Below are 24,516 nucleotides of genomic sequence, written 5' to 3'. Positions count from 1 at the left end.
GGAAGCCGGCAAGATAAGTACGTATTGCCGGCGTAACCGAAGTATTGTAACGCTGTCCGATCCGTGCCGCCATCCAAACTGGGCGCGCAGACCGATGTATACCTCCGTCCCTTATTTATCGTGCAAGGGAAACACGGCCGCTCTGCCTCCGGTTCGCCTGTGGGGACGGGCGAACCGGAGATGAGGGAGTGCAGTTAGAGCCGTTGACCGGCTCTAGGTTCAGTCCGCCTGCTTGCGCAGGAAGGCCGGGATGTCGAAATGATCCATTCCCGAGCTTTCCAGCGCGCGCACCTGGGCCGACGCCTGGCTGCGCGGATTGCGCATGACCGACGGCATGTCCAGATTGCGGTAGTCACCACCTTGACCGGCCGGCATCGTGCCCATGGGCATGTTGTCGGTGCCGGTGCGCAGCACTTCAGCGGTGTTCTGCACCAGTTGCGGACGGGCTTGCGCACGGCCCAGGCCGGTTGCAACCACCGTCACGCGCAGGTTTTCGCCCATGGACTCGTCGTAGGCGGTGCCGAAGATCACGGTCGCGTCGTCCGAAGCGTAGCTGCGGATCGTTTCCATGATTTCGCGCGTTTCGCGCATCTTCAGCGAGCGGCTGGCGGTGATGTTGACCAGCACGCCACGCGCGCCGTTCAGATCCACGCCTTCCAGCAGCGGGCAAGCAATGGCGTGCTCGGCGGCCACACGTGCGCGGTCAGCGCCCGATGCCGACGCCGTGCCCATCATGGCCTGACCCTGCTCGCCCATGATCGTCTTCACGTCTTCGAAGTCGACGTTGACGTTGCCTTCGACGTTGATGATTTCGGCGATACCCGCGCACGCGTTGTGCAGGATGTCGTCGGCCGAACGGAAGCAGTCTTCCTGCGTCGCGTCCTCGTCCATCAGTTCATAGAGGTTCTCGTTGAGCACCACGATGAGCGAATGCACGTGCTTGGCCAGTTCCGAGATACCGTCCTCGGCCATCTTCAGGCGCTTGTTGCCTTCAAAGGAGAAAGGCTTCGTGACCACGCCAACGGTCAGGATGCCCAGTTCCTTCGCCACCTCGGCCACGACCGGACCTGCACCGGTACCGGTGCCGCCGCCCATGCCCGCGGTGATGAAGACCATGTGCGCGCCGTTCAGCGCGGCACGGATTTCCTCACGCGCGGTTTCCGCCGACGCGCGTCCCTGCTCGGGCTTGGCGCCCGCGCCCAGGCCGGTACGGCCCAGACGAATCTGCACCGGCGCATTGGTTGCCGCCAGCGCTTGCGCATCGGTGTTGGCGCAGATGAAATCCACCCCGTGCACACCGCTGCGAATCATGTGCGCGACGGCATTGCCGCCCGCACCGCCCACACCAACGACCTTGATTACGGTCCCTTTGGTGTTGTTCTCAAGCATCTCAAAGTTCATCATGATGACTCCCTCACAAGTCCGAATTTGCAAATCACAAAAATTCCCCGACAACCTATCTTTTGTGAATCGCCTCAAAGCCGACGCCGGCTACATAGGCCCGCCACGGGTTTGAGACGCCTCCTCTTTCTGGCGCTCCCCGCTAGACAGCCGCGGTTCGCACCAAGGAGCAGGCCCCAACCTGCACCCTTTAATTCATGAACCACTCCTTCATGCGCGCAAGCAGACTCTTGAAATTGCCCGTCTGCGCGGCCACCTTGCGGCCACGCACACGCTGCATGCGCGCTTCCTGCAGCAGCCCCATCACCGTCGAGAAGCGCGGATTGCGCATCACGTCGGCAAGGCTGCCTTCGTACTCGGGCACCGCCACGCGAACCGGCTTGAGGAACACGTCCTCGGCCAGTTCGATCATGCCGGGCAGCTGCGCGGATCCGCCGGTCAGGACCACGCCGGAAGCCAGCAGGTCCTCGTAGCCGGAATCGCGCACCACCTGCTGCACCAGGGTGAACAGCTCTTCGACGCGCGGCTCGATCACCGCGCCCAGCGCCTGGCGCTTGACCTGGCGCGGGCCGCGATCGCCCAGGCCCGGCACTTCCACGGACTCGTCCGGGCTGGCCAGCACCTGCTTGGCCACGCCATAGCGCAGCTTGATTTCTTCGGCATCGGGCGTGGGCGTGCGCAGCATCGCCGCAATGTCGTTGGTGATCTGATCGCCGGCGATCGGCAGCACGGCGGTATGGCGGATCGCACCGCCGGTGAAGATGGCGACGTCGGTCGTGCCGCCGCCGATATCGACGAGGACGACGCCCAGTTCCTTTTCGTCCGCCGTCAGGACGGCCAGGCTGGAAGCGAGCGGTTGCAGGATCAGATCCTGCACCTCGAGGCCGCAGCGGCGCACGCACTTGACGATGTTCTGCGCGGCGCTGACCGCGCCGGTCACGATGTGCACGCGCACTTCCAGGCGCAGGCCGCTCATGCCGATGGGCTCGCGGATGTCTTCCTGGCCGTCGACGATGAACTCCTGCGTCAGCACGTGCAGCACCTGCTGGTCGGTCGGGATGTTCACCGCCTTGGCGGTCTCGATGACGCGGGCGACGTCGGTGGCGGTGACTTCCTTGTCCTTGACGGCGACCATGCCGCTGGAATTGAAGCTGCGGATATGGCTGCCGGCGATGCCGGTGTAGACGTCTCGAATCTTGCAATCTGCCATCAGCTCGGCTTCTTCAAGCGCGCGCTGAATGGAATTCACAGTGGTCTCGATGTTGACGACCACGCCCTTACGCATGCCGCGCGATTCGTGCTGGCCCAGGCCTAGCACCTCGAAGCGGCCTTCAGGCAGGATTTCAGCCACCACAGCCACCACCTTGCTGGTGCCGATATCGAGGGCGACGATAAGGTCCTTGATGTCACGGGTCATGGCGTTAGCGTTTCTTGGGAGGTTTCGGTGTGGATTTGGATTTGGTTTCCGACGCGGGCAGCGGGGCCAGCGCCAGGGCGAAACCATTCGGATAGCGCAGGTCGGCCTGCGTGACGGTGCGCCCTTCCAGGCGCCCCGCCACGGTGGGCCACGCCTGCACAAAGCGTTGAATACGAGCCGCGAACGGCAAGGCGCCGGGCAGGCCATGCGGGTCCGGCGCGTCGGCGCCCGGATCGCGGCCCAGGTCCAGCAGCATGCCGTTGGACAACACCACACGCCAGGCATAGCGCGGGCTCAGTTCCAACTGTTCCACATGCATGTCCAGCGGCGCGAACCAGCGCGCCAGCTCGGCGTAGCGCTGCACCACAAGCGCTTCCGTGCCATCCGGCCCGGAGAACTGCGGCAGCACCGTGTCGTCGTCCACCTCGCCCGTGTTGGCCGTGAACGCCTCGCCCCAGGTGTTGATCATCTGGTTTTCGTTCCACAGCGCCAGCGGCTGCTGCTCTTCGATGCGCACACGCAGCACGTTGGGCCAGATCCGCCGCACGGTGGCGTGCCGGACCCACGGCACCGATTCGAAGATCTCGCGCGCGTCGTCCAGGTCCACCGTGAAGAAATTGCCCTTCACGCGCCCGGCGATCGCCGAACGCACCGCGCCCGTCGACACATAGTGCAGATCGGTGTCCGGCATCGATTCCAGCTCGATCGCCGTCAAGGTGAAGTACGGACGCTGCGCCACCCACACCACGCCCGCGATGAGCATGGCGGCAACCGCCAGCACGGCTAGCGTGTTGGCGATCAGGTTGGTAGTACGAGCGTCGTTCCACACGGAATATCCAGGTCAAGCGTTGCGGGCGTGGCCGTGCACCTTGCACGAAGCCTCGGACAGGATGGCCACGCACAATTCTGCATAGCTGATCCCCACGGCCTTCGCGGCCATGGGCACCAGGGAGTGGCCGGTCATGCCGGGCGAAGTATTCATTTCAAGCAGCCAGGGTCGGTTGTCGCCGTCGAGGATGAAATCCGCGCGGCCCCAGCCTTCGCAGCCCAGCGCCTGATAGGCCTTTACGGCAATCCGCGCGACTTCTTCAGCCACGTCCGCGGGCAAGGCGGCCGGGCAGAAGTACTGCGTGTCGTCGGAGAAGTACTTGTGTTCGTAGTCGTAGTTGCCGCCGGGCGCGGCGATCTCGATCACCGGCAGCGCGCGCGCGGCCTTGCCGGACCCGACGATCGCCACGGTCAGTTCGCGTCCGGTGATGAACTGTTCGGCCAGGACCTCGCTGTCGTAGCGCGCGGCAGCGGCGTAGGCTTCTTTCATGTCCGAGTAACCGACGACCTTGGTGATGCCCACGGTCGAGCCCTCGTGCGGCGGCTTGATGATCAGCGGCAACTGCAGGCGGTCCGGAACCAGGCGCAGATCGGTATCGGCGTCGAGCACTTCAAAGTCGGGCGTGGGCAGGCCATGCTGCAGCCAGATGCGCTTGGTCATGGTCTTGTCCATGGCCAGCGCCGATGCCATCGGGCCGCTGCCGGTATAGGGGATGCCCAGCAGTTCCAGCGCGCCCTGAAGCGTGCCGTCTTCGCCGTAGCGGCCGTGCAATGCGATGAACACGCGGTCAAAGCCTTCGGCCGCCAGCTCGGCAAGGCTGCGCTCGCCGGTGTCGAACAGGTGCGCGTCCACGCCGGCGCTGCGCAGGGCTTCCTGCACGCCCTTGCCCGACATGAGCGAGACTTCGCGCTCGGCGGACCGGCCGCCGTACAACACACCTACCTTGCCGAATTGCTTGCTCATGCCAGCTCTCCCACCTGGGCGGGGACCTTGCTGATCGAACCCGCCCCCATCACGATGACGACGTCGCCATCGCGCACAAAATCCACGACCGCCTGCGGCAGATCGGCCACATCTTCAACAAACACCGGCTCGACCTTGCCCGCCACGCGCAACGCACGCGACAGGGCGCGTCCGTCGGCCGCGACCAGCGGCGGCTCGCCCGCGGCGTAGACCTCGGTCAGCAACACCGCGTCGGCCGTGCCCAGCACGCGCACGAAATCCTCGAAGCAATCGCGCGTCCGCGTGTAGCGGTGCGGCTGGAAGGCCAGCACGATGCGGCGGTCGGGCCAGGCGCCGCGCGCCGCGGCCAGCGTCGCGGACATCTCGACGGGATGGTGACCATAGTCGTCGATCACCGTGAAGGTGCCGCCCCCGTGGTTGGCGGGCACTGCGAATTCACCCGTCTGCGTGAAGCGGCGTCCCACGCCCTTGAACGAACCCAGCGCCTCGCAGATGGCCGCGTCGGATACGCCCAGCTCGGTCGCCACGGCGATCGCGGCCAGCGCATTGCGCACGTTGTGCAGGCCGGGCAGGTTCAGTTCCACATTCAGCGGCGGCAGCAGCGTGTCGCGATGGGTGCGTTGCACGTTAAAGCGCATGCGCGTGCCGTCGGCCTGCACTTCATAGGCGCGCACCTGGGCGTCCTCGTTCAGGCCGTAGGTCGTGATGGGACGCGACACGAACGGCATGATCTCGCGCACGTTGGCGTCGTCCGAGCACAGCACGGCGCTGCCGTAGAACGGCAGGCGCTGCGTGAATTCGATGAAGGCGCTCTTCAGGCGCGCCACGTCGTGGCCGTACGTGTCCATGTGATCGGCATCGATATTGGTCACGATGGCCATCACCGGCAACAGGTTCAGGAACGAGGCGTCCGATTCGTCGGCCTCGACCACGATGTAGTCGCCCTGCCCCAGCCGCGCATTGGCGCCCGCCGAATTCAGCCGGCCGCCGATCACGAACGTGGGATCCAGGTCGCCCGCCGCCAGCACGCTGGCGACCAGGCTGGTCGTGGTGGTCTTGCCGTGCGTGCCCGCCACGGCGATGCCGCGCTTCAGGCGCATCAGCTCGGCCAGCATGATGGCGCGCGGCACCACCGGGATGCGCGCGGCGCGCGCCGCGATCACTTCGGGGTTGTCGCCCGCCACCGCGGTGGACGTGACGATGGCGCTGGCGCCCGTGACGTTGCTGGCGGCATGGCCGATCGCGATCTTCACGCCCAGACCGGCCAGGCGGCGCGTCACCGCCGACTCGTTCAGGTCGGATCCGCTGATGTCGTAGCCCAGATTCAGCAGCACTTCGGCGATGCCGCTCATGCCCGAACCGCCGATGCCTACAAAATGGATATGTTGAATTCTGTGTTTCATGATGAACGCCCCGCTGCTTGTTCACAGACGTCGGCGATATGGGCGGCCGCGTCGGGACGCGCATGCGCGCGGGCCCGGACGGCGACAGCCTCGAGTTCTTGTCGGGTGCGCTGGCTCAGCCAGTCCGCCAGCCACTCGGGCGTCATGACGGTCTGCGGCTGCAGCCACGCGGCCTGCGCGTCGCTGAGGAAGCGCGCGTTGGCGGTCTGGTGGTCATCGATCGCGTGGGGGTACGGCACGAACAGCGCCGCAACGCCGGCAGCCGCCACTTCGGACACCGTCATGGCGCCCGCGCGGCAGATCAGCAGGTCGGCGTCGGCCATGGCGCCCGCCATGTCGTCGATGAAGGCGCGGCAGTCGGCCTGAACACCCGCTTGGGCGTAGGCCTGCTGAAGCGCCGGCAAATGTTGTTCGCCGGCCTGATGGACGATCGTCGGCCGGCGCTCGAGCGGCAGACGCGCAAGCGCCTGCGGCACGGTGGTGTTCAAGGCTTGCGCTCCCAGGCTGCCGCCCACCACCAGCACGCGCAGCGGGCCGGTGCGGCCGGCATAGCGTTCGACGGGATCGGGCAAGGCGCACAGGTCGGCACGCACCGGGTTGCCCATGGCTTCACCCTTGGGCAGCACGCCGGGAAAACCGCTCAGCACGCGGCGCGACATCTTGGCCAGGCATTTGTTCGCGGTGCCCGCGACGGCATTCTGTTCGTGCACGACCAGCGGCGTGCCGCGCAGCGCAGCGATCACGCCGCCCGGGAACGCGACGTAGCCGCCCATGCCAAGCACCACATCGGGACGCACGTCGGACAGCCGCGACCACGCCTGCGCAAATGCGCGCAGCAACAGGAACGGCAGCTTGAGCAGCGCGGACGCGCCCTTGCCGCGCACGCCCTGGAAACGCAGCGGCACCAGTTCGATGCCGCGCGGCGGCACGAGACGGCCTTCCATCTTTTCGGGATTGCCCAGCCACAGCACGCGCCAGCCGCGTTCGCGCAGCACGTCGGCCACGGCCAGACCGGGCATGATGTGGCCGCCAGTGCCACCGGCCATGATGAGAATGGTGCGCGCGGCGGTCATACCCGTCCTCCGCGCATCATGATTCGATTTTCCACGTCGACCCGGATCAGCATGGCCAGCGCGCACAGATTCATCACCACGCCCGAGCCACCGTAGCTCATCAGCGGCAGCGTCAGACCTTTGGTGGGCAGCAGGCCCAGGCACACGCCCATGTTGATGAACGATTGCACGCCAAACCACATGGCCACGCCGTGCGCAACCAGCCCGGCAAACGTGCGCTCCATGGCGATGGCCTGCCGGCCGATGTCGAAACCGCGGTAGACGATGATGGCAAACAGCGTGATCACCAGCATCACGCCAGCAAATCCCAGCTCTTCGCCCACCACGGCCATCAGGAAGTCGGTGTGCGCTTCGGGCAGGTAGTGCAGCTTTTCGACGCTGGCGCCCAGGCCCACGCCAAGCCATTCACCGCGGCCCAGCGCAATCAGCGAATGCGACAACTGATAGGCGCTGCCGTATGCGTTGTCTTCGTTCCAGGGATCCAGGTACGCAAACAGACGCGCACGGCGCCATGGCGACAGCCAGATCAGCATCAGGAACGTGCCCACCAGCACGGCGAGCAGGCTGCTGAAATACTTGCCGTTGATGCCGCCCAGGAAGAGGATGCCGATGGCAATGGCCACGATCACCATGAAGGCGCCCAGGTCGGGCTCGAGCAGCAGCAGCATGCCCACGCCGGCCAGCGCAAACGCCATCGGCAAAAAGCCGCGGGCAAAGGCCTGCATGTGCTCCTGCTTGCGCACGGTGTAATCCGCCGCGTACAGCAAGGCTGCAAGCTTCATCAGTTCGGACGGCTGGAAGTTCAGCGGACCCAGCGGAATCCAGCGGTGCGCGCCGTTGACCTCGCGGCCGATCCCCGGGATCAGCACGGCCACCAGCAACACCATCGTCACCACGAAAAGCGGCACGGCCAGACGCTGCCAGACGCGGATGGGGATCGACAGCACCACGGCGGCGCCGACCAGCCCCGCGCTCACGAACAGGCCGTGGCGGATCACGAAGTAGTAGCGGCCATAGGACGCATAGCGCGGGCCGTCGGCCAGCGCGATCGACGCCGAATACACCATCAGCAGCCCGAGCAGCAGCAACGTCGAGGCCGCGATCACGAGCGGCATGTCGAAGTTGCGCATGCGGGTACGGCCGGGCCGTACGGCGTTGACGCTGGCGGTGAGGTCGGCGATCAGGCTCATCGTGCGCCCTCGGCGACGCGCGCCATGGAATTCGCCCGGGAAGCGGCGTTGCGGATCATGCCACCTCCCCACGGTCGCGGGCCAGGTCTTCGACCTCTTCCACGAACACCTGCCCGCGATGCGGGTAATTGCGGAACATGTCCAGGCTGGCGCAGGCCGGCGACAGCAGCACCACGTCGCCGGGCTGAGCCAGTTCGGCCGCGCCGCGCACGGCGTCGCGCAGCGTTTCGACGGTGATGCACTTGACGCCGGTCGGCTCCAGCACACGTCCGATCTCGGGGCCATCCAGGCCGATCAGCATCACCGCGCGCGCATGACGCGACACCCCAGGAATCAGCGGCGAGAAATCCTGGCCCTTGCCCTGGCCGCCGGCGATCAGCACCACAGGCTGACCCAGGCCTTCCAGCGCGGCCACGGTGGCGCCCACGTTGGTGCCCTTGCTGTCATTGATGTAATCCACGCCGCCGATCGTGCGCACGAAGGCGGCGCGATGCGGCTCGCCCGCGTAGTCGCGCAACGCGCGCAGCATGGCGCCCCAGCCCAGGTCCAGGCAGCGGGCAAGCTGCAAGGCGGCCAGCGCGTTCAACGCGTTGTGGATGCCGCGGATTCGCAAGGCGTCCACGGGCATCAGGCGGCTCATGCGGCCCTTGGCGCGCACAGGCTCGGGCGCATCCTTCTTGCGCCGCGTGGGCGGCGCCGGTTCGTCGAAATCGTTGGGTTCGCAGGCCGTCAGCCATGCCACGCCCTGCCCCAGTTCCAGGCCCATGTCGCCGACCAGTTCCGGCACATCGCGGCCGAAGCTGCGCACGTGCATGGCGTTCAGCGCGGACACCATCTCCACGGTAAGCGGGTCGTCGCGGTTGACGATGGCCACGCGCGCCATCTTCAACAAGCGCGCCTTGGCCTGGGCGTAAGCCTGCATGCCGCCGTGCCAATCAAGGTGATCCTGGGTCACGTTCAGCACGACAGCCGCATCGGCCATCAGCGTGCGCGTGGTTTCGAGCTGGAAGCTGGACAGTTCCAGCACCCACACCTGCGGCAGCGTGTCCGTGTCCAGTGCGTCCATCAGCGCGGCCAGCGCCGCAGGGCTGATGTTGCCGGCGGCCACCACCGTCAGGCCGCTGGCTTCGATCAGTTGCCGGGTCAGCGCGGTGACGGTGGTCTTGCCGTTGGTGCCCGTCACGGCCAGCAGCCGCGGACGGTATTCGCGGGCCGTGGCCAGATCCGCCAGCGCGCGGGCGAAGAGTTCGATTTCACCGACGACTTCGATGCCGCGGGCCTCGGCCTCGCGCAGCAGGTCGGCGGCCGGCGCCTGGGCAGGCGCCAGGCCGGGGCTCAGCACAACCTGCGACACGCCGTCCAGCAGATCGGTTGCGAACGACTCGTTGCAACCCAGGCGGTATTCCACTTCGTTTTGCGCCAGCGACTCGCGCAGCGCGGCAAGACCTCCCGGTTCCGCGCGCGTGTCGGCCACGCGCAGGCGGGCGCCCTGACGGGCACACCAGCGTGCGGCGGCGACACCCGTCTCGCCCAATCCAAGGATCAGAACGAGCGGCGCATCTACGCGGGGGGTTTCCATCATGTTCATCGCAACTTCAGCGTGGAGAGGCCAATCAGCACCAGCATCATGCTGATGATCCAGAAACGCACGACCACCTGGGTTTCCTTCCAGCCGCCCACTTCAAAGTGATGATGCAACGGGGCCATGCGAAAAATGCGTCGACCTGTTCCATAACGTCGCTTCGTGTACTTGAACCAGGTCACCTGGATCATCACCGAAAGGGTCTCGACCACGAACACGCCGCCCATGATGAACAGCACGATCTCCTGGCGCACAATGACTGCAATCGTGCCCAACGCGCCGCCCAGCGCCAGCGCGCCAACGTCGCCCATGAACACTTGCGCCGGATACGCGTTGAACCATAAAAATGCGAGCCCCGCGCCCCCGATCGCCGCGCACAGCACCATCAACTCCGATGCGCCGGGGATGTACGGAAACAGCAAGTACTTCGAATAGTCGACGCGGCCGACCACGTACGCGAAGATGCCCAGCGCGCTGCCGACCATCACGGTCGGCATGATCGCCAGGCCATCCAGGCCATCGGTAAGGTTCACGGCGTTGCTGGTGCCGACGATCACGGCCCACGTCAGCGCCACGAAACCGAGCACGCCCAGCGGATAGCTCACCGTCTTGAAGAACGGCACGATCAGGTCGGCGCGCGTCGGCAGGGACATCGTGAAACCGCTGCCCACCCATGCCTTGAAAAGGGGCCACAGTTCCGTGTTGGCGGGCGCGGACACCGCGAAGGCCAGATACACCGCAGCCACCATGCCGATGGTGGCTTGCCAGAAGAATTTTTGCCGCGCCGGCATCCCTTCGGGATCGCGATAGACCACCTTGCGGTAGTCGTCGCGCCAGCCGATCCAGCCAAACCCGAAGGTCACCAGCAGAACGACCCACACGAAGCGGTTCGTCCAATCCGCCCAAAGCAAGGTGCTGATGGCGATGGAAATCAGGATCAGGACACCGCCCATCGTGGGCGTGCCAGTCTTGACCAGATGGGATTCGGGACCGTAGGTGCGCACGGCCTGGCCGATCTTCATTTCGGTCAGCTTGCGGATCACGCGCGGCCCGGCCACCAGGCCGATCACCAGCGCCGTCGCGCACGCCAGCACGGCGCGCAGGGTGATGTATTCAAACACCCCCAGCGCGCGCACATCGTCAGAAAGCAGACGGGCGATCTCAAGCAGCATGCTGCTCTCCCTGCCCCGAGGCTGCCGAACCTTCATTCAAAGAAAAAGCCGTCACTACCCGCTCCATGCGCATAAAGCGCGATCCTTTTACCAATACGCAGGACGGGCGCAAGCCGCGCAAGGCGGCAACGACTTCGTCTACCGATGCGCAGGCGTGCGCGCCAGGGCCGAATGCGGCGGCGGCCGCCCGGCTGGCTTCGCCTAGCGTGATGAATGCGTCGAGCCCATGCTCGCGCGCGTAATTGCCCACCTCGACGTGCATGGCGGGGCCGTTGTCCCCGACTTCGCCCATGTCGCCCAGCACCAGGACGCGCGTGCCGGCAATACGCGCAAGTACATCGATGGCTGCGCGAACCGAGTCGGGGTTGGCATTGTAGGTGTCATCGATGAGCAGCGTTCCGTCACTCATTCGCTTGTGCTGCATGCGGCCGGCCACGGGGCTGAATCCGGCCAGCGCCCGCACCGCGGTCTCCAGCGGCGCACCCGCGGCGATCGCGCTGGCGATGGCCGCCAGCGCGTTGCGCAGGTTGTGCAGCCCCGCCACCGGCAGCGTCAGATCGGCAACACCGACCGGCGTCACGACACGGCAGCGCGTGGCGTCCACTTCCGCGATGATCTGCTCGGCATAGACATCCAACCCAGGCTGCAGCCCGAACCGCAGCACGCGGCGCGGCGCGGCCAGCGTGTCCCAGATGGCCGAGTAGGGTTCGTCTCCGGGATACACCGCGATTCCATCCGCCGGCAGCGCGGTGATCGCGGCGCCGTTCTCGTGCGCAACCGCCTCGACGGTGTGCATGAATTCCTGATGTTCGCGCTGCGCATTGGTGACCAGCGCCACGGTCGGCGCGGCAATGGCGGCCAGCTGCGCGATCTCGCCCGGATGGTTCATGCCCAGTTCGAACACGGCGGCGCGATGCTCGGGGCGCAGGCGCAGCAACGTCAGCGGCACGCCGATATCGTTGTTCAGATTGCCGGCCGTGGCCAGGCGCCCCGCTTCGCCCTGCCATTCGGCGAGCATCGCGGAGATCATTTCCTTGGTGGTCGTCTTGCCATTGCTGCCGGCCACCGCCACCACGGGCAGCGAAAAACGCGAGCGCCAGGCGGCGCCAATGCGCGTCAGCGCAACGCGCGTATCGCCCACGACCAGCTGCGTCAGCCCGGCATCGGCGACCCGATGCGCAACGAGCGCCGCGCAGGCGCCGCGCGAGGCGGCCTGGTCCAGATAGTCGTGCGCGTCGAAGTTCTCACCAACCAGCGCGACGAAGAGCTCGCCTTCGCCAATGCGGCGCGTGTCCGTGGATACGCCCGGCGTCTGCTGCAACAGCAGCGCCACGCGCGCCCACTCGCGGTCGTCGAACGGCAGCTTTTCACCGCCGATGTCCTGGTAGGTTTCGTGTCCCTTGCCCGCCAGCAGCACCACATCTTCGGGCGAAGCCGCCCAGATCGTCTGCAGGATGGCGCGCGCGCGGTCGACTTCCACGTCGGCTCGCACCGCTTCGGGAATGCCGGCCAGGATTTGCTGAACGATTGCCTCGGGCGACTCGGTACGCGGATTGTCGCTGGAGACAACGACGTGATCCGCCAGCTCCGCGGCGATCGCGCCCATGACGGGGCGCTTGCCCGGATCGCGCTCGCCGCCGCAACCGAACAGGCACAACAGACGCCCGGAACGCGCCGTGGCGACGGCGCGCAACGCCAGCAGCGCGCGCGAGAGCGCGTCAGGCGTGTGGGCGTAATCCACCACCACCAGCGGACCGCGGGCCGCATGCGCCGGCAGGCTGACAGCGGGCTCCACGGTCTGCAGGCGGCCATCGACCGGATCCGTCGCGGCCAGCTCGCGCGCAATCTGCGCGAACGGCAAGCCCAGCTTGTACAGCACGCCCGCCACCAGCAGCAGGTTCGAAACGTTATGCGCCCCCAGCAGGCGCGTCACGATCTGCGCCTCGCCGTGCGGGGACACCAGCGTGAAGATCTGGCCCTGCGACGTCGCCTGCAGATCGCGGGCACGCATCGCGGCGGGGATTGCGGGATCGTCGCTCAGGCTGTAGCCCATCGGCGACACGCCTTCCGGCAAGGCGGCGAGCATCCGCCGTCCCGCCTCATCGTCGGCGTTGATCACTGCCGCGGTCAGACCGGGCCAGCTGAAAAGGCGCGCCTTGGCCGCTTCGTAACGCTCCATCGTGACGTGATAGTCCAGATGGTCGCGCGTCAGATTCGTGAAGGCGGCCAGCGCGACGCGCACGCCGTCCATGCGGCCTTGTTCGATGCCGATCGACGAGGCCTCCATGGCCACGGCTTTCGCGCCGGCGTCGCGCATCGCGGCCAGGGTGCGATGCACCGTCAGCACGTCGGGCGTCGTCAGGCTGCCGCCCAGCGTCTGCCCGTCGGGCAGCACGGCGCCCAGCGTGCCGATCGTGCCGCACGCCTTCTCGTTGCGGCTCAGGGCATGCGCAATCCATTGCACCGAAGAGGTCTTGCCGTTGGTGCCCGTCACGGCAACCACCGCCAGCGCAGCCGACGGACGTCCATACCAGGTGTCGCCCAGTTCGCCCAGCAACGCGCGCAGGCCCGTCACGGCAAGCATGGGCGTGCCGGCCGACGCGGCCAGCACGGCATCGGTGGCCGGCGCTTCGAACAGCACCGCGCTGGCGCCCAGCGCCAACGCCTTGTCTATATAGAGACGGCCGTCGCTGGAAAGGCCCGGGCAGGCGACGAACACGTCGCCGGGCTCGATGTCGCGCGAGTCCAGCTTCAGATGCGCGGTCAGCGACACGCGCTCATGCAACCACGCCACGGTCTCGGCAACCGTGGCGACAGGGGAAGAGTGGAAGCCGTTGGCGCTCATCTGCCTGGCTCCTTGATACCAGCAACAATCGTGGATTCAAACGGTGCGTCTGGCCGCACCCCCATCAACCTCAGGCTCCCCCCCACGATATGGGAGAACACGGGCGCGGCAATGGCGCCGCCGTAATAGCCGCCGATTGTCGGTTCGTCGATGGACACGGCCACCACGATCTTGGGATCCGACACCGGGGCAAAGCCCACATACGAGCTGCGGTAACGTTGCGTGCTGTATTTACCGTCCACGATCTTGCGCGCGGTGCCGCTCTTGCCGGCCACGCGGTAACCCTGCACCTGCGCGGCTTTCGTGCCGTCGGGGCCCGTGGCCGCCTCAAGCATGGCGCGCACCAGCGCCGTCGTCTTGGGCGAGTAGATCTTCACGCTCGTCGGATCGCTGTCCCGCTTGACCAGGGTCAGCGACACCATGTCGCCGTTGCGGGCAAAAACGGTATAGGCGCGGGCCACCTGCAGCAGCGACACGGACAGGCCGTAGCCGTAGGCCATGGTGGCCTTTTCAATCAGGCGCCAGCGCTCCCACGGACGCAGACGGCCCGGCGCGGCGCCGGGAAATCCCACCTGAGGCGCCTGACCGAGGCCCAATTCGGTGAAGCGGTCCCACATTTCGCGGGATTCCAGCTTCTCGGAGATCATCGTCATGCCGATGTTGCTGGACTTGCGCAGCACGCCCGCGACGTCCAGCGTGCCGTTGCGGCTGACGTCGCTGATCGTGCTGCCCTGATACGTGAACCGGCCGTTGCCCGTCTCGAATTGCGTCGACGTGCTGATGCGCCCCAGGTCCAGCGCCAGCGCGGCGGTGAACGGCTTCATGATGGAGCCCGGCTCGAACGTGTCCGTGATCGCCTGGTTGCGCAGGTTGGCGCCGTGGAAGGTTTCGCGGTTGTTCGGATCGAAAGTCGGCACGTTGGCCAGCGCCAGGATCTCGCCCGTATGCACGTCAACGACCACGGCCGTCGCACCCTTTGCGCGGTGCTTGTCCATGGCGTCCTTCAGTTCCTTGAACACCAGGTACTGCAGGCGCGTGTCGATGGACAGGCGCAGGTCGCGGCCGTCCACCGGCAGCGTGACGGCCTGCACGTCTTCGATGACGCGTCCCAGCCGGTCCTTGATGACGCGGCGGCTTCCCGGGCGGCCCGACAACTGCTGATTGAACGTCAGCTCGACGCCTTCCTGGCCCTGATCCTCGACGCTGTTGAAACCCACCACGTGGGCCATCACATCGCCATCCGGGTAGTAGCGGCGCGTTTCGGGCTGCTGGTGCACGCCGGGCATGCCCAGCTGCTTGATCTTGTCGGCCACGTCCATCGAGACCTGGCGCTTCAGGTAGACGAAGTTCTTGTCCTCGTCGACGAAGCGGCGGCGCAGGTCGCCGACAGGCGTCTCCAGCAGCTTGGCCAGCGCGTCGACCTGCGCGGGCGTGGCCTGCTTCGCGTCTTCGGGAATGGCCCAGATGGCGCGCGCGGGCACGCTGGATGCCAGCACCGCGCCGTTGCGGTCCATGATCTTGCCGCGCGTGGCGGCCAATGTCAGTGTGCGCTCGTAGCGGCGCTCGCCCTGCTGCTGCAGGAACTCCGTCGACAACCCCTGCAGGAACAGCGCACGGCCGGCCAGCACGGTGAACCCGCCAAACAGCAGGATCAGGACCAGGCGGGCGCGCCACGTGGGCAGCTGCCCGCGCAGCACGGGGTTGTCGAAGAAGGGCACGCGCTTCATTGCGAGCCTCCGGCGGCCGCAGGCACGGGCGCCTGATTCATATAGAGGGTGCGATCCGGCACGATGGGAATCATCTTCAGGCCGTCACGCGCAATGGCGTCGACCCGCGCATTGCGGGCCAGCTCGGCGCGCTCTAGCTGCAGGCGCCGCCAATTGGTTTCGAGGTCGCGCGCATGCGCCTGATCGCGCCCCAACTCCACGAAGAGCTGGCGCGACTGATACCGGCTGGTGACCAGGGAAATGGCCGACAGCATCAGCAAAGCCGCAACGATCAGGTTGACGCGACCCATCAGCGGCGCCCTCCCTTGCCGCCGCGACGGGGCGGCGGGGCGAGGTCGCTGCCGGGCAGCGAGCCGATCTTTACAAATGCAAAGCCGCCCTCGGGGGGCAGCGGCGTTTCGGTGCGCTCGGCCACGCGCAGGATGGCCGAACGGGCACGGGCGTTGGACGAGACTTCATCGTCTTCGGCCACGACCTTGCCAAGGGAACGGACGACAGGCTGGGGCATTTCGCTTTCGCGCAGGGGCAGGCGTGCATGCGCCGCAGCCGGACGAGCCGCCGCCGCGATGCACTGCTTGACCATGCGGTCTTCAAGCGAATGAAAGCTGATCACCGCCAACCTCCCCCCTGGGGCAAGCAGGTCTAAAGCTGACGCGAGGGTGCGCGCGAGCTCTTCGAGTTCCCGATTGATGTAAATCCGTAAAGCTTGAAAGGTGCGTGTGGCCGGATGTTGCCCCTTTTCGCGCGTGCGGACGGCGCTGGCGACGCACTCGGCAAGCTCGAGCGTGGTGCGCAGCGGCCTTGTTGCGCGGCGAGCAGCAATCGCCTTTGCAACCTGAAAAGCAAACCGTTCTTCGCCATAATCCGCTATGACCTCCCCCATCTCATCCACACTGGCTTGCGCCAGCCAATCCGCCACCGTGGGACCACGAGTGGTGTCCATCCTCATATCGAGCGGGCCGTCTCGCATGAACGAGAAGCCGCGCTCGGCATCGTCGATCTGAGGCGACGAAACGCCCAGATCCAGCATCACGCCATCGACCTTGCCGATGCCGCGCTGCTCCAATTCTTCAGCCATGGTGGCAAAGCCCCCATGCACTACCGTGACTCGCGCATCCTCGGCCGCCAGGGCGTTGGCAACCGCGATGGCCTGCGGGTCCTTGTCAAACACGATCAGCCGGGCTTGCTTGCCCAGCCGGCCAAGCAATTCTCGGCTGTGGCCACCCCGTCCGAACGTGCCGTCGACAAAGACGCCACTTTCGATTCGCGTAGCCACATCCTGCCCACCCTGCGGCTGCGACCGTGCCGCGCCCTTGCCGCCGAAACCGGGCAGCAAAAGCGCGTCCACCGTCGGCGCCAGGAGGACGGGCCGATGTTCGAATTCCATAACTCTTTCAGAACGAAAACTGGTTCAACACGTCCGGCATACCCTTGGCCAAGTCTTCAGCCTCACGGCTGGCCAGGGTAGCGGCGTCCCACAGCTCGAAGTGAGAGCCCAGACCGAGCAGCATCACATCGCGCGTCATACCGGAAGCGTTGCGCAGTTCAGGAGCGATCAGGACCCGGCCGGAGCCGTCCAGTTCCACGTCCTGAGCGTTGCCCAGCAACAGCCGCTGCAGCGCGCGGGCCGTCATGGGAAAAGCCGCGATCTGCTCGCGCTTCTTTTCCCACTCGGGCCGCGGGTACACCAGCAGGCAGCCGTCGGGGTGGCGGGTCAGGGTCAGCCGGCCTTCGGCCTGCGACATGAGCGCGTCACGATGCCGGGTCGGAATCGAGATCCGTCCCTTGGCATCCAGCGTGAGCGCGCTGCTTCCCTGAAACACCACTTTTACCCCACTTAATTGCACAATTTCCTACTATTTCCCACTCTACGGTATGGGCACAGGGGCGGTCAAGCGCGTGGTTGCAATTTTTTCAATCACAACAAGGACTTAGATCAACTTGTAAATACGCAAAAAGAAAAACCTCCCAATAAATCAGGAGGTTGCGACATACTCTAAAAGTCCTACTTCAGAAGTAGCGGCTAATGGGGTCAAGTTACCGTCTGCCGCCCGGTCGATCCTTCCAGTTGGCGAGGCTTCCCGTCGGAGAGGCGACCCTGGAAGTGAAAACAAACTGGCGCGTGGGACGCCAGACGGCCGCGCGGCCTCGTCCAGATCCGCGCGCGCCGGAAGAATTCAATGCAAGACGGGTCTATAGGCCGGATTCTGTACGCCAGGTTGCCCTGGCGGACGATCATTCCTCTGCGCGGATCATTGCTGAGCCGCTGTAGCCATCTACCCGCATGCTCGGACGGAGCCGCCCGTCACGGCCGTGAGGCCGCACGCATGCCTATTTGATGTTGCTCCGGATAGAGGTTGCCGCGTTTCACCCTGCGATGCCGCCGCCCGTTGCCGGTCGGCGCAATACGGAGATGGCCGTATCAGTGCGCGCAAAGCGCGCCCGCGCCGCAGTCTCGTCTCTGTGGTCCTATTCCTCAGCCGTGCCCGAAAGCGCGACCGGACGGCCGTTAGCCGTTACCCTGCCCTGTGGAGTCCGGACCTTCCTCGATGAGCTCGCGCCCACCGCGATCGTCCAACCCGTCTTGCAGCACGTATTCTATTACAGGCGCCAGCTCTGTCCCCCGGGGTGCCCGCCGGCAGCAAGACCGGGGCCTCGTGTTCCTGCGACAATACGCGCTGATCCGCTTAGCTGCCGCAGACACCAACAACCACATGGCCCTCGAAACTCTCATCACCCTGACCGACGTCCAGCTCGCGTATGGGCACCATCCGCTGCTCGACCATGCCGACTTCGCCATCCAGTCCGGCGAACGCATAGGCCTCATCGGCCGCAATGGCGCAGGGAAGTCCTCGCTCCTCAGGCTGCTCGACGGCCGCACGCAGCCAGACGACGGCGCCATCGCCCGCAGCTCCAGCCTACGCGTGGCCACCGTCGAACAAGAGCCCGAGCTCGACGACAATGCCACGGTGTTCGATGTCGTGTGCAACACGGACGGCGACCACGAAGACTGGCAACGCCCCTCGCGCGCGCGCGCCGTCATCGAAAAGCTGGGCCTGCCCGCCGATGTGCAGATCGCGGGATTGTCCGGCGGCACCCGCAAGCGCGTCGCCCTCGCCCGCGCCTTGATCGACGAACCGGATCTGCTGCTGCTCGACGAACCCACCAACCATCTGGACTTCGAAGGCATTGCCTGGCTGGAAGACATGCTGCGCGCCTGGAAAGGCGCCGCGGTCATCATCACCCACGACCGTCGGTTCCTGGACGCCGTCACCACCCGCATTGTCGAACTCGACCGCGGTCGTCTCTTGAGCTTTCCCGGCAATTTCTCGCAATGGCAGGAGCGCAAGGCGCAGTGGCTAGAGTCCGAGCGGCTGGAGCAGGCGCGTTTCGACAAACTGCTGGCACAGGAAGAAGTCTGGATTCGCAAGGGCGTGGAAGCGCGCCGCACGCGCAATGAAGGCCGAGTGCGCCGCCTGGAAAGCCTACGCGTGCAGCGCGCCGAACGCCGCGAGCGCGTAGGCAACGTATCGCTGGCGCTGGCCGAAGGCCAACGGTCCGGCAAGCTCGTGGCGGAACTCGAGCACGTCAGCAAGCGGTTCGGCGACAAGATCGTGGTCGACGACTATTCCACAACCCTGCTGCGCGGCGACCGCATTGGCATCATCGGACCGAATGGCGCGGGCAAGACCACTTTGCTCAAACTCATTCTGGGCGAACTGCAACCCGACTCCGGCGCGACCCGCCTGGGCACCAACGTCGCGGTCGCCTACTTCGATCAGATGCGCGCGCAGCTGGACGAAAACGCCTCGCTCGTCGACATCATCAGTCCGGGTAGCGAATGGGTCGAGATCGGCGGGGTGCGCAAGCACGTGATGACCTATCTCGGCGATTTCCTGTTTTCGCCGGCACGCGCCGGCTCGCCCGTGCGCAGCCTGTCGGGCGGCGAACGCGCGCGCCTTTTGCTGGCGCGGCTCTTTGCGCGCCCCGCCAACGTGCTGGTGCTGGACGAGCCCACCAACGACCTTGACATCGAAACGCTGGAACTGCTGGAAGAGCTGCTGCAGGAATATGCCGGCACCGTGCTGCTGGTCAGCCATGACCGCGCCTTCCTCAACAACGTGGTGACTCAGACCATCGCCTACGAAGGCGACGGCCACTGGCGCGATTACGTGGGCGGTTACGACGAGTGGGTTTCACAGCGCCCCGCGCCCGGCACGCCGCAGACCGACGCCGACAAGACTGCCAAGTCCGCCGACGACAATGCCGCTCGCGCGAAAGCCGCGCGCCCCAAGCCTGCGAAGGCGGGCAAGATCAACGCCTGGGACCTGCGCGAACTCGAAGGCCTGCCTGACGCGATCGCCGCGCTCGAGGCCAAGCAGGCGGAACTGGCGGGCAAGCTGGCAGATGGCAGTCTCTATCGCGACGCACCGGACGAGGTCGAGCGCATCAACGGCGAACTGGCCAAACTGGAAGCCGAACTCGAAGAGAAATTTGCACGCTGGGAACTGCTCGAAGCGCGGCGCGACGGCACACTCTGACAGCACTGCTATATATAGATGGGCCGCTCGGCGGCACAAAAAAAGGGGTGAACGGCAAAGCCGCTCACCCCTTTTCACGTCGGCTCCAGCCGCAAGGCCCTCAAACGTGGGCGCGCCACTCCAGCGCTTCGCCGGCGGCAAGCGGGACGAGCGTCGTATTGCCGAACGCCAGTTCCTGAGGCACCTGGTAAGTTTCACGCGACAGCGTCAACGTGCCGTTGTTGCGAGGCAGGCCGTAGAAATCCGGACCATGAAAGCTGGCAAACCCTTCCAGCTTGTCGAGCTTGCCTGCCGCCTCGAACGCGGTGGCATACAGCTCCATTGCATGCAGCGCGGTGTAGCAACCCGCGCAGCCGCAGGCATGTTCCTTCAGACCACGCGCGTGCGGCGCACTATCCGTTCCCAAGAAAAAGCGCGGACTGCCGCTGGTTGCTGCCTCGACCAACGCAAGGCGGTGCGTCTCGCGCTTGAGAATCGGCAGGCAATACCAATGAGGCCGCACACCGCCCTGGAAGATCGCATTGCGGTTGTAAAGCATATGCTGCGGCGTGATCGTCGCGGCAATCGGACCTTCCGCATCGCGCACGTACTCGGCGCCTTCCTTCGTCGTGATGTGCTCGAAGACCACCTTCAATGCCGGAAACGCGCGCCGCAACGGCTTCATCACGCGCTCGACAAAAATGGCCTCGCGGTCGAAGACGTCAATCGACGGATCCGTCACTTCTCCATGCACGAGCAACGGCATCCCACACTTCTGCAAGGCTTCCAGCGCCTTGGTGCACTTGCCCAGCAAATCGGTCACGCCCGCATCCGAGTTGGTCGTGGCGCCCGCGGGATACAGCTTGACCGCATAGACGTGGCCCGATGCATGCGCGCGCACGATCTCTTCGGCCGGCGTGTTGTCGGTCAGGTAAAGCGTCATCAGGGGCGTGAACGAATCCGGGTTGACGCCCGTCTTCGCAAGCGCTTCCAGAATGCGGCCGCGATAGGCCAACGCCTGCTCCGTCGTCGTGACCGGGGGCTTCAGGTTAGGCATGATGATGGCGCGGGCAAACTGGCGCGCCGTATCGGCGACCACGGCTTCAAGCGCCGCGCCGTCGCGCAAATGCAGATGCCAGTCGTCGGGACGGGTGATGGTGAGTTGAGTCGTGCTTTGAGTAGACATGGGAGGCTTCTTAATCTGCCAGCGGCATGCCCCGTTCGGCCAGTGCGCAGAACATCGCGCTGCCCAGGGGAATGACGGCATCGTTGAAATCGAAATGCGGGTTGTGCAGCAAGCAGCCGGAATCGGCCCCGCCCTGGCCAAGGCGGAAATAGGCGCCCGGCTTGGCCTGCAACATGAACGAAAAGTCTTCGGAACCCATCGAGGGTACCAAATCGCGCACCACGTTTTCCTTGCCGATCATCTCGGTTGCGATGTCGGCCACCAAATTGGCGTGCTGAGGGGTGTTCAAAGTCGCGGGATAAATGCGCTCGTACACCACTTCGGCGGTGCCGCCGAACGCACCGGCAATTGCACTCACCAGCTCCCGCATGCGCGTCTCGACCATTTCCTGGACCGACTTGCGGAATGTCCGCACCGTCCCCACCATCCGAGCTTCGCGCGGAATCACGCTCATCGCGCCGGGGTGGCCGGCTTGCACCGAACCGATCGACAGCACCGCCGAATCCAGCGGGTTCACGTTGCGCGACACGATCGTCTGCAACGCCGTGATGATCTGACCCGCGATGGTGACCGGATCGATCGTTTGATAAGGATGCGCCCCGTGTCCGCCTCGACCTGTGATCAGTATCTCGAAACGATCAGCAGCCGCCATCATCGGCCCCGGGTTGATGCCGATGGTGCCCGGTTTCAGGCCCGGCCAGTTGTGCAAGGCGTAGATTGCATCGCACGGAAAGGTGTCGAACAGGCCGTCCTCGAGCATGGCGCGTGCCCCGCCGCGCCCTTCTTCCGCCGGTTGAAAGACCAACACGGCCGTGCCATCAAAATTGCGCGTCTGCGCCAGGTACTTGGCCGCGCCGATCAACACCGCCGTATGGCCGTCGTGACCGCAGCCGTGCATGAGTCCCGGCTTGGTCGACTTGTGCCCGAACGTGTTGTCCTCGGTCATGGGCAACGCGTCCATGTCGGCGCGCAATCCGATCATGCGGCCGCTGTCGCACCGTTTGCCACGGATCACGCCCACCACACCGGTCTTGCCGATCCCGCGGTGCACCTCGATGCCCAACGCTTCCAGCGCACCGGCGACTATGCCCGACGTGCGGACTTCTTCAAAACCCAATTCCGGATGAGCATGCAAATCGCGCCGAAGCGCCGTCAATTCGTCATGAAAAAGTCGAATCGATTCCAACGGAGAACGTGCGTACATAGGACGTTACAGAATGACGTGATAGAGGGGACGGTCGGTGCATTTTAGTTGCTACAGAGGATAAATGCCTTTGTCTTTACTGGAGAGACACGTTATGCTCCGGCCGCAGGACAATTTTTCCAACAGCCAGAGAAGGAGCGCCGCATTATGGCCACAACCTCCAAACCCGCGACCGCGCGCAAGCCGAACGCTGCATTCATGAAGCCGCTGACCCCCAGCGCCGAATTGGCCGCTGTCATCGGCTCGGAAGCCGTGCCGCGTACCGAGGTCACCAAGAAGATCTGGGAATACATCAAGAAGCACAACCTGCAAGATGCCAGCAACAAGCGCAACATCAACGCCGATGCCAAGCTGCGCCCGATCTTCGGCAAGGATCAGGTCACGATGTTCGAACTGACCAAACTGGTCAACGCACATCTGAAGTAAGCAGGCAAAGGGCGTACGGCGTACGTCCCTGCCTTTGGATTGTCGCGACGCCCTGGCTTCAGGCCGGGCGAGCTCAACGCCACCAAGCAAGCCCCCCCTCGCAGTGCCTCATCGCCACGTTCGTGGACATTCCCGCTTGATTGAAAAGCCAGTTCGCTTGGTCTGACGTGCCGCTGCATGCCTGCACGCCGCGCTTCCTTACCCGCGTCACCCGCTGCGCTCATGCCGCACGTCGACAGACACACGAGGCGCCGCTGAGCTCGCTTCACGGTGCCTCGTCGACCGCAAGGCCAGGCCGCGCTGGCGCACCGCCAGCCGTCGTGTCACACCGGCGCCCGCAGCTATCCCGCACCGCAGCTTTGACACCGCGTCACATCGAAGCTCGACGCACGCGCGGCAACGACACATCAACGACACCTCAACGACGTATCCCCAGACTTGCCGCTGATCGCGCCCTGAAGGTGGGCAGCTGGTGGGCATCACCCCACACGTTCATGCCATGCAAAAAGGCCGGCATCGCTGCCGGCCTTTCCAGGGGTACTACCAGTACTCACGCGTAAGACGTGGGCGCGCCACCTTCCAGCAACGACAGCCAGCCACGAATCAGGCGATAGAGCACCCACACGATGGTTGCGGCCACGCCAATCCATCCGATGAAGATGAGGGTCGCGATCCCGCTGATGGCCAGCCACAGCAACGCCCACCAGAACGTGCGCAGAAGCCAGTCAAAATGAGCGGCGTACACGGTGCCTGCGGCGTCCGATCGCTTGAGATACATGAGCACCACAGCCGCAATCGTGGCGATGCCCAGAAATCCACTCGTCAGAAAGCCCAAGGCATACAAGCCATAGGCCACGTGGGTCAACGTGCGAAGGTCCAATGTCGTACCGGGCACGGGGGTCTGGGGTTCACTCACGATAACGCTCCAACGAATTGACTCGAACAATCTTACCGCACAAAGCCACCCCACCCACGGCCGTTGTTATTTGTGCACATCCAACATTGGCGCGGCTCGCAGGCCAACTGGAGTGCCAAAGACAAAGCCCCACCGGATACCGGTGGGGCTTTGAGGATAAGAGCTTGACGATGACCTACTTTCACAGACGTCCGTCCACTATCATCGGCGCAAAGGCGTTTCACTGTCCTGTTCGGGATGGGAAGGAGTGGGACCACCTTGCTATGGTCGTCAAGCGTAACTGGGTCGTCATCGGCCGGTCGACAAGGACAGTTCTCGGCCAGGNCTACTTTCACAGACGTCCGTCCACTATCATCGGCGCAAAGGCGTTTCACTGTCCTGTTCGGGATGGGAAGGAGTGGGACCACCTTGCTATGGTCGTCAAGCGTAACTGCTTGAGCAGCTGACACAACGGTCAACCGTTCGAATCTGGGGTACTGCAATACGAACCTGAAGTTCGCGGTTAGAAAGGGTTCGCGACTCTCGCCACAATCAACCTCTCGCCGCAAGCGGCAGGCTCTCACTAAAGACAAAACCCCGCAGGGGATACCTGCGGGGTTTTGAGCAATAAAAGCCTGACGATGACCTACTTTCACAGACGTCCGTCCACTATCATCGGCGCA

19 protein-coding genes, 2 rRNA genes and 1 other RNA gene are annotated in these 24,516 nt (G+C 65.1%); 2 read left to right on the top strand and 20 right to left on the bottom strand.

Features of this window, described 5'->3' with window-relative positions; translation table 11 throughout:
• Window positions 1-219: 219 nt before the first annotated feature.
• The 15 genes from ftsZ to rnpB all read right to left on the bottom strand — a co-directional run bounded on the left by ftsZ (window position 220) and on the right by rnpB (window position 18,188).
• On the bottom strand, window positions 220-1,404 hold the full coding sequence (gene ftsZ, locus ASD87_RS10350) for a cell division protein FtsZ (RefSeq protein WP_056320774.1): 1,185 nt from the start codon (window positions 1,402-1,404) through the stop codon (window positions 220-222).
• 187 nt (window positions 1,405-1,591) lie between these two features.
• Window positions 1,592-2,818 (bottom strand): cell division protein FtsA, encoded by a 1,227-nt coding sequence (ftsA, locus tag ASD87_RS10345; RefSeq protein WP_006217473.1) that lies wholly within the window; start codon window positions 2,816-2,818, stop codon window positions 1,592-1,594.
• A gap of 4 nt (window positions 2,819-2,822) precedes the next feature.
• The gene (locus tag ASD87_RS10340) at window positions 2,823-3,647 is read right to left on the bottom strand and encodes a cell division protein FtsQ/DivIB (protein ID WP_056320771.1); all 825 of its coding nucleotides are present in this window, start codon (window positions 3,645-3,647) and stop codon (window positions 2,823-2,825) included.
• Window positions 3,648-3,659: 12 nt separating this feature from the next.
• Entirely contained in the window at window positions 3,660-4,610 is a 951-nt protein-coding gene (locus ASD87_RS10335) for a D-alanine--D-alanine ligase (protein WP_056320769.1), read from the bottom strand.
• A complete protein-coding gene (murC, locus tag ASD87_RS10330) occupies window positions 4,607-6,013 on the bottom strand; it encodes a UDP-N-acetylmuramate--L-alanine ligase (protein WP_056320766.1) in 1,407 nt (468 codons plus the stop codon). The genes ASD87_RS10335 and murC overlap by 4 nt, the downstream gene beginning before the upstream one ends.
• The gene (gene murG, locus ASD87_RS10325) at window positions 6,010-7,086 is read right to left on the bottom strand and encodes an undecaprenyldiphospho-muramoylpentapeptide beta-N-acetylglucosaminyltransferase (RefSeq protein ID WP_056320763.1); all 1,077 of its coding nucleotides are present in this window, start codon (window positions 7,084-7,086) and stop codon (window positions 6,010-6,012) included. Before murG ends, murC begins: the two co-directional genes overlap by 4 nt.
• Entirely contained in the window at window positions 7,083-8,276 is a 1,194-nt protein-coding gene (ftsW, locus tag ASD87_RS10320) for a putative lipid II flippase FtsW (RefSeq protein WP_056320760.1), read from the bottom strand. Before ftsW ends, murG begins: the two co-directional genes overlap by 4 nt.
• A 55-nt stretch (window positions 8,277-8,331) precedes the next feature.
• Window positions 8,332-9,864 (bottom strand): UDP-N-acetylmuramoyl-L-alanine--D-glutamate ligase, encoded by a 1,533-nt coding sequence (gene murD / locus ASD87_RS10315; RefSeq protein ID WP_056320755.1) that lies wholly within the window; start codon window positions 9,862-9,864, stop codon window positions 8,332-8,334.
• A complete protein-coding gene (gene mraY, locus ASD87_RS10310) occupies window positions 9,861-11,030 on the bottom strand; it encodes a phospho-N-acetylmuramoyl-pentapeptide-transferase (protein ID WP_056320752.1) in 1,170 nt (389 codons plus the stop codon). Before mraY ends, murD begins: the two co-directional genes overlap by 4 nt.
• Entirely contained in the window at window positions 11,020-13,875 is a 2,856-nt protein-coding gene (murF, locus tag ASD87_RS10305) for a bifunctional UDP-N-acetylmuramoyl-L-alanyl-D-glutamate--2,6-diaminopimelate ligase MurE/UDP-N-acetylmuramoyl-tripeptide--D-alanyl-D-alanine ligase MurF (protein WP_056320748.1), read from the bottom strand. Before murF ends, mraY begins: the two co-directional genes overlap by 11 nt.
• A complete protein-coding gene (locus tag ASD87_RS10300) occupies window positions 13,872-15,602 on the bottom strand; it encodes a penicillin-binding protein 2 (protein ID WP_056320746.1) in 1,731 nt (576 codons plus the stop codon). Before ASD87_RS10300 ends, murF begins: the two co-directional genes overlap by 4 nt.
• Complete coding sequence (gene ftsL / locus ASD87_RS10295) at window positions 15,599-15,892, bottom strand: cell division protein FtsL (RefSeq protein WP_056320744.1); 294 nt, start codon at window positions 15,890-15,892, stop codon at window positions 15,599-15,601. Before ftsL ends, ASD87_RS10300 begins: the two co-directional genes overlap by 4 nt.
• Window positions 15,892-16,989, bottom strand: a complete 1,098-nt coding sequence (gene rsmH, locus ASD87_RS10290; protein ID WP_056320742.1) for a 16S rRNA (cytosine(1402)-N(4))-methyltransferase RsmH — start codon at window positions 16,987-16,989, stop codon at window positions 15,892-15,894. Before rsmH ends, ftsL begins: the two co-directional genes overlap by 1 nt.
• A gap of 7 nt (window positions 16,990-16,996) precedes the next feature.
• A complete protein-coding gene (mraZ, locus tag ASD87_RS10285) occupies window positions 16,997-17,425 on the bottom strand; it encodes a division/cell wall cluster transcriptional repressor MraZ (RefSeq protein WP_056322651.1) in 429 nt (142 codons plus the stop codon).
• A gap of 357 nt (window positions 17,426-17,782) precedes the next feature.
• Window positions 17,783-18,188, bottom strand: an RNA gene (gene rnpB / locus ASD87_RS14345) — RNase P RNA component class A.
• Between the two features lie 128 nt (window positions 18,189-18,316).
• Between rnpB and ASD87_RS10280 the strand changes: the two genes are divergently transcribed.
• On the top strand, window positions 18,317-20,143 hold the full coding sequence (locus ASD87_RS10280; RefSeq protein WP_056320739.1) for an ATP-binding cassette domain-containing protein: 1,827 nt from the start codon (window positions 18,317-18,319) through the stop codon (window positions 20,141-20,143).
• 100 nt (window positions 20,144-20,243) lie between these two features.
• On the opposite strand, the gene pyrC is transcribed toward ASD87_RS10280, so the two are convergent.
• Window positions 20,244-21,308, bottom strand: a complete 1,065-nt coding sequence (pyrC, locus tag ASD87_RS10275) for a dihydroorotase (protein WP_082586252.1) — start codon at window positions 21,306-21,308, stop codon at window positions 20,244-20,246.
• 10 nt (window positions 21,309-21,318) lie between these two features.
• Window positions 21,319-22,512, bottom strand: a complete 1,194-nt coding sequence (locus ASD87_RS10270; RefSeq protein WP_056320737.1) for a M20 aminoacylase family protein — start codon at window positions 22,510-22,512, stop codon at window positions 21,319-21,321.
• 147 nt (window positions 22,513-22,659) lie between these two features.
• Here ASD87_RS10270 and ASD87_RS10265 point away from each other — a divergent pair, with 147 nt between their 5' ends.
• Complete coding sequence (locus tag ASD87_RS10265; RefSeq protein ID WP_006217453.1) at window positions 22,660-22,938, top strand: SWIB/MDM2 domain-containing protein; 279 nt, start codon at window positions 22,660-22,662, stop codon at window positions 22,936-22,938.
• 550 nt (window positions 22,939-23,488) lie between these two features.
• Here ASD87_RS10265 and ASD87_RS10260 read toward each other — a convergent pair.
• The 3 genes from ASD87_RS10260 to rrf (ASD87_RS10250) form a co-directional block, all read right to left on the bottom strand.
• The gene (locus tag ASD87_RS10260; protein ID WP_056320734.1) at window positions 23,489-23,854 is read right to left on the bottom strand and encodes a hypothetical protein; all 366 of its coding nucleotides are present in this window, start codon (window positions 23,852-23,854) and stop codon (window positions 23,489-23,491) included.
• A 162-nt stretch (window positions 23,855-24,016) separates the two neighbouring features.
• A 5S ribosomal RNA gene (rrf, locus tag ASD87_RS10255) occupies window positions 24,017-24,129 on the bottom strand.
• A gap of 38 nt (window positions 24,130-24,167) precedes the next feature.
• A 5S ribosomal RNA gene (gene rrf / locus ASD87_RS10250) occupies window positions 24,168-24,279 on the bottom strand.
• Window positions 24,280-24,516 lie beyond the last annotated feature (237 nt).

It is taken from the genome of Achromobacter sp. Root170, assembly GCF_001428165.1.
GTDB classification, from domain to species: domain Bacteria; phylum Pseudomonadota; class Gammaproteobacteria; order Burkholderiales; family Burkholderiaceae_B; genus Achromobacter; species Achromobacter mucicolens.
This window is presented reverse-complemented; position numbering and strand designations above follow the sequence as displayed.

Bases quoted from the DNA above. Each gene is read 5' to 3' on its own strand.
- ftsZ (WP_056320774.1), bottom strand. From the start codon at position 1,404: ATGATGAACTTTGAGATGCTTGAGAACAACACCAAAGGGACCGTAATC.
- ftsA (WP_006217473.1), bottom strand. From the start codon at position 2,818: ATGACCCGTGACATCAAGGACCTTATCGTCGCCCTCGATATCGGCACC.
- ASD87_RS10335 (WP_056320769.1), bottom strand. From the start codon at position 4,610: ATGAGCAAGCAATTCGGCAAGGTAGGTGTGTTGTACGGCGGCCGGTCC.
- murC (WP_056320766.1), bottom strand. From the start codon at position 6,013: ATGAAACACAGAATTCAACATATCCATTTTGTAGGCATCGGCGGTTCG.
- murG (WP_056320763.1), bottom strand. From the start codon at position 7,086: ATGACCGCCGCGCGCACCATTCTCATCATGGCCGGTGGCACTGGCGGC.
- ftsW (WP_056320760.1), bottom strand. From the start codon at position 8,276: ATGAGCCTGATCGCCGACCTCACCGCCAGCGTCAACGCCGTACGGCCC.
- murD (WP_056320755.1), bottom strand. From the start codon at position 9,864: ATGAACATGATGGAAACCCCCCGCGTAGATGCGCCGCTCGTTCTGATC.
- mraY (WP_056320752.1), bottom strand. From the start codon at position 11,030: ATGCTGCTTGAGATCGCCCGTCTGCTTTCTGACGATGTGCGCGCGCTG.
- murF (WP_056320748.1), bottom strand. From the start codon at position 13,875: ATGAGCGCCAACGGCTTCCACTCTTCCCCTGTCGCCACGGTTGCCGAG.
- ASD87_RS10300 (WP_056320746.1), bottom strand. From the start codon at position 15,602: ATGAAGCGCGTGCCCTTCTTCGACAACCCCGTGCTGCGCGGGCAGCTG.
- ftsL (WP_056320744.1), bottom strand. From the start codon at position 15,892: ATGGGTCGCGTCAACCTGATCGTTGCGGCTTTGCTGATGCTGTCGGCC.
- rsmH (WP_056320742.1), bottom strand. From the start codon at position 16,989: ATGGAATTCGAACATCGGCCCGTCCTCCTGGCGCCGACGGTGGACGCG.
- ASD87_RS10280 (WP_056320739.1), top strand. From the start codon at position 18,317: ATGGCCCTCGAAACTCTCATCACCCTGACCGACGTCCAGCTCGCGTAT.
- pyrC (WP_082586252.1), bottom strand. From the start codon at position 21,308: ATGTCTACTCAAAGCACGACTCAACTCACCATCACCCGTCCCGACGAC.
- ASD87_RS10270 (WP_056320737.1), bottom strand. From the start codon at position 22,512: ATGTACGCACGTTCTCCGTTGGAATCGATTCGACTTTTTCATGACGAA.
- ASD87_RS10265 (WP_006217453.1), top strand. From the start codon at position 22,660: ATGGCCACAACCTCCAAACCCGCGACCGCGCGCAAGCCGAACGCTGCA.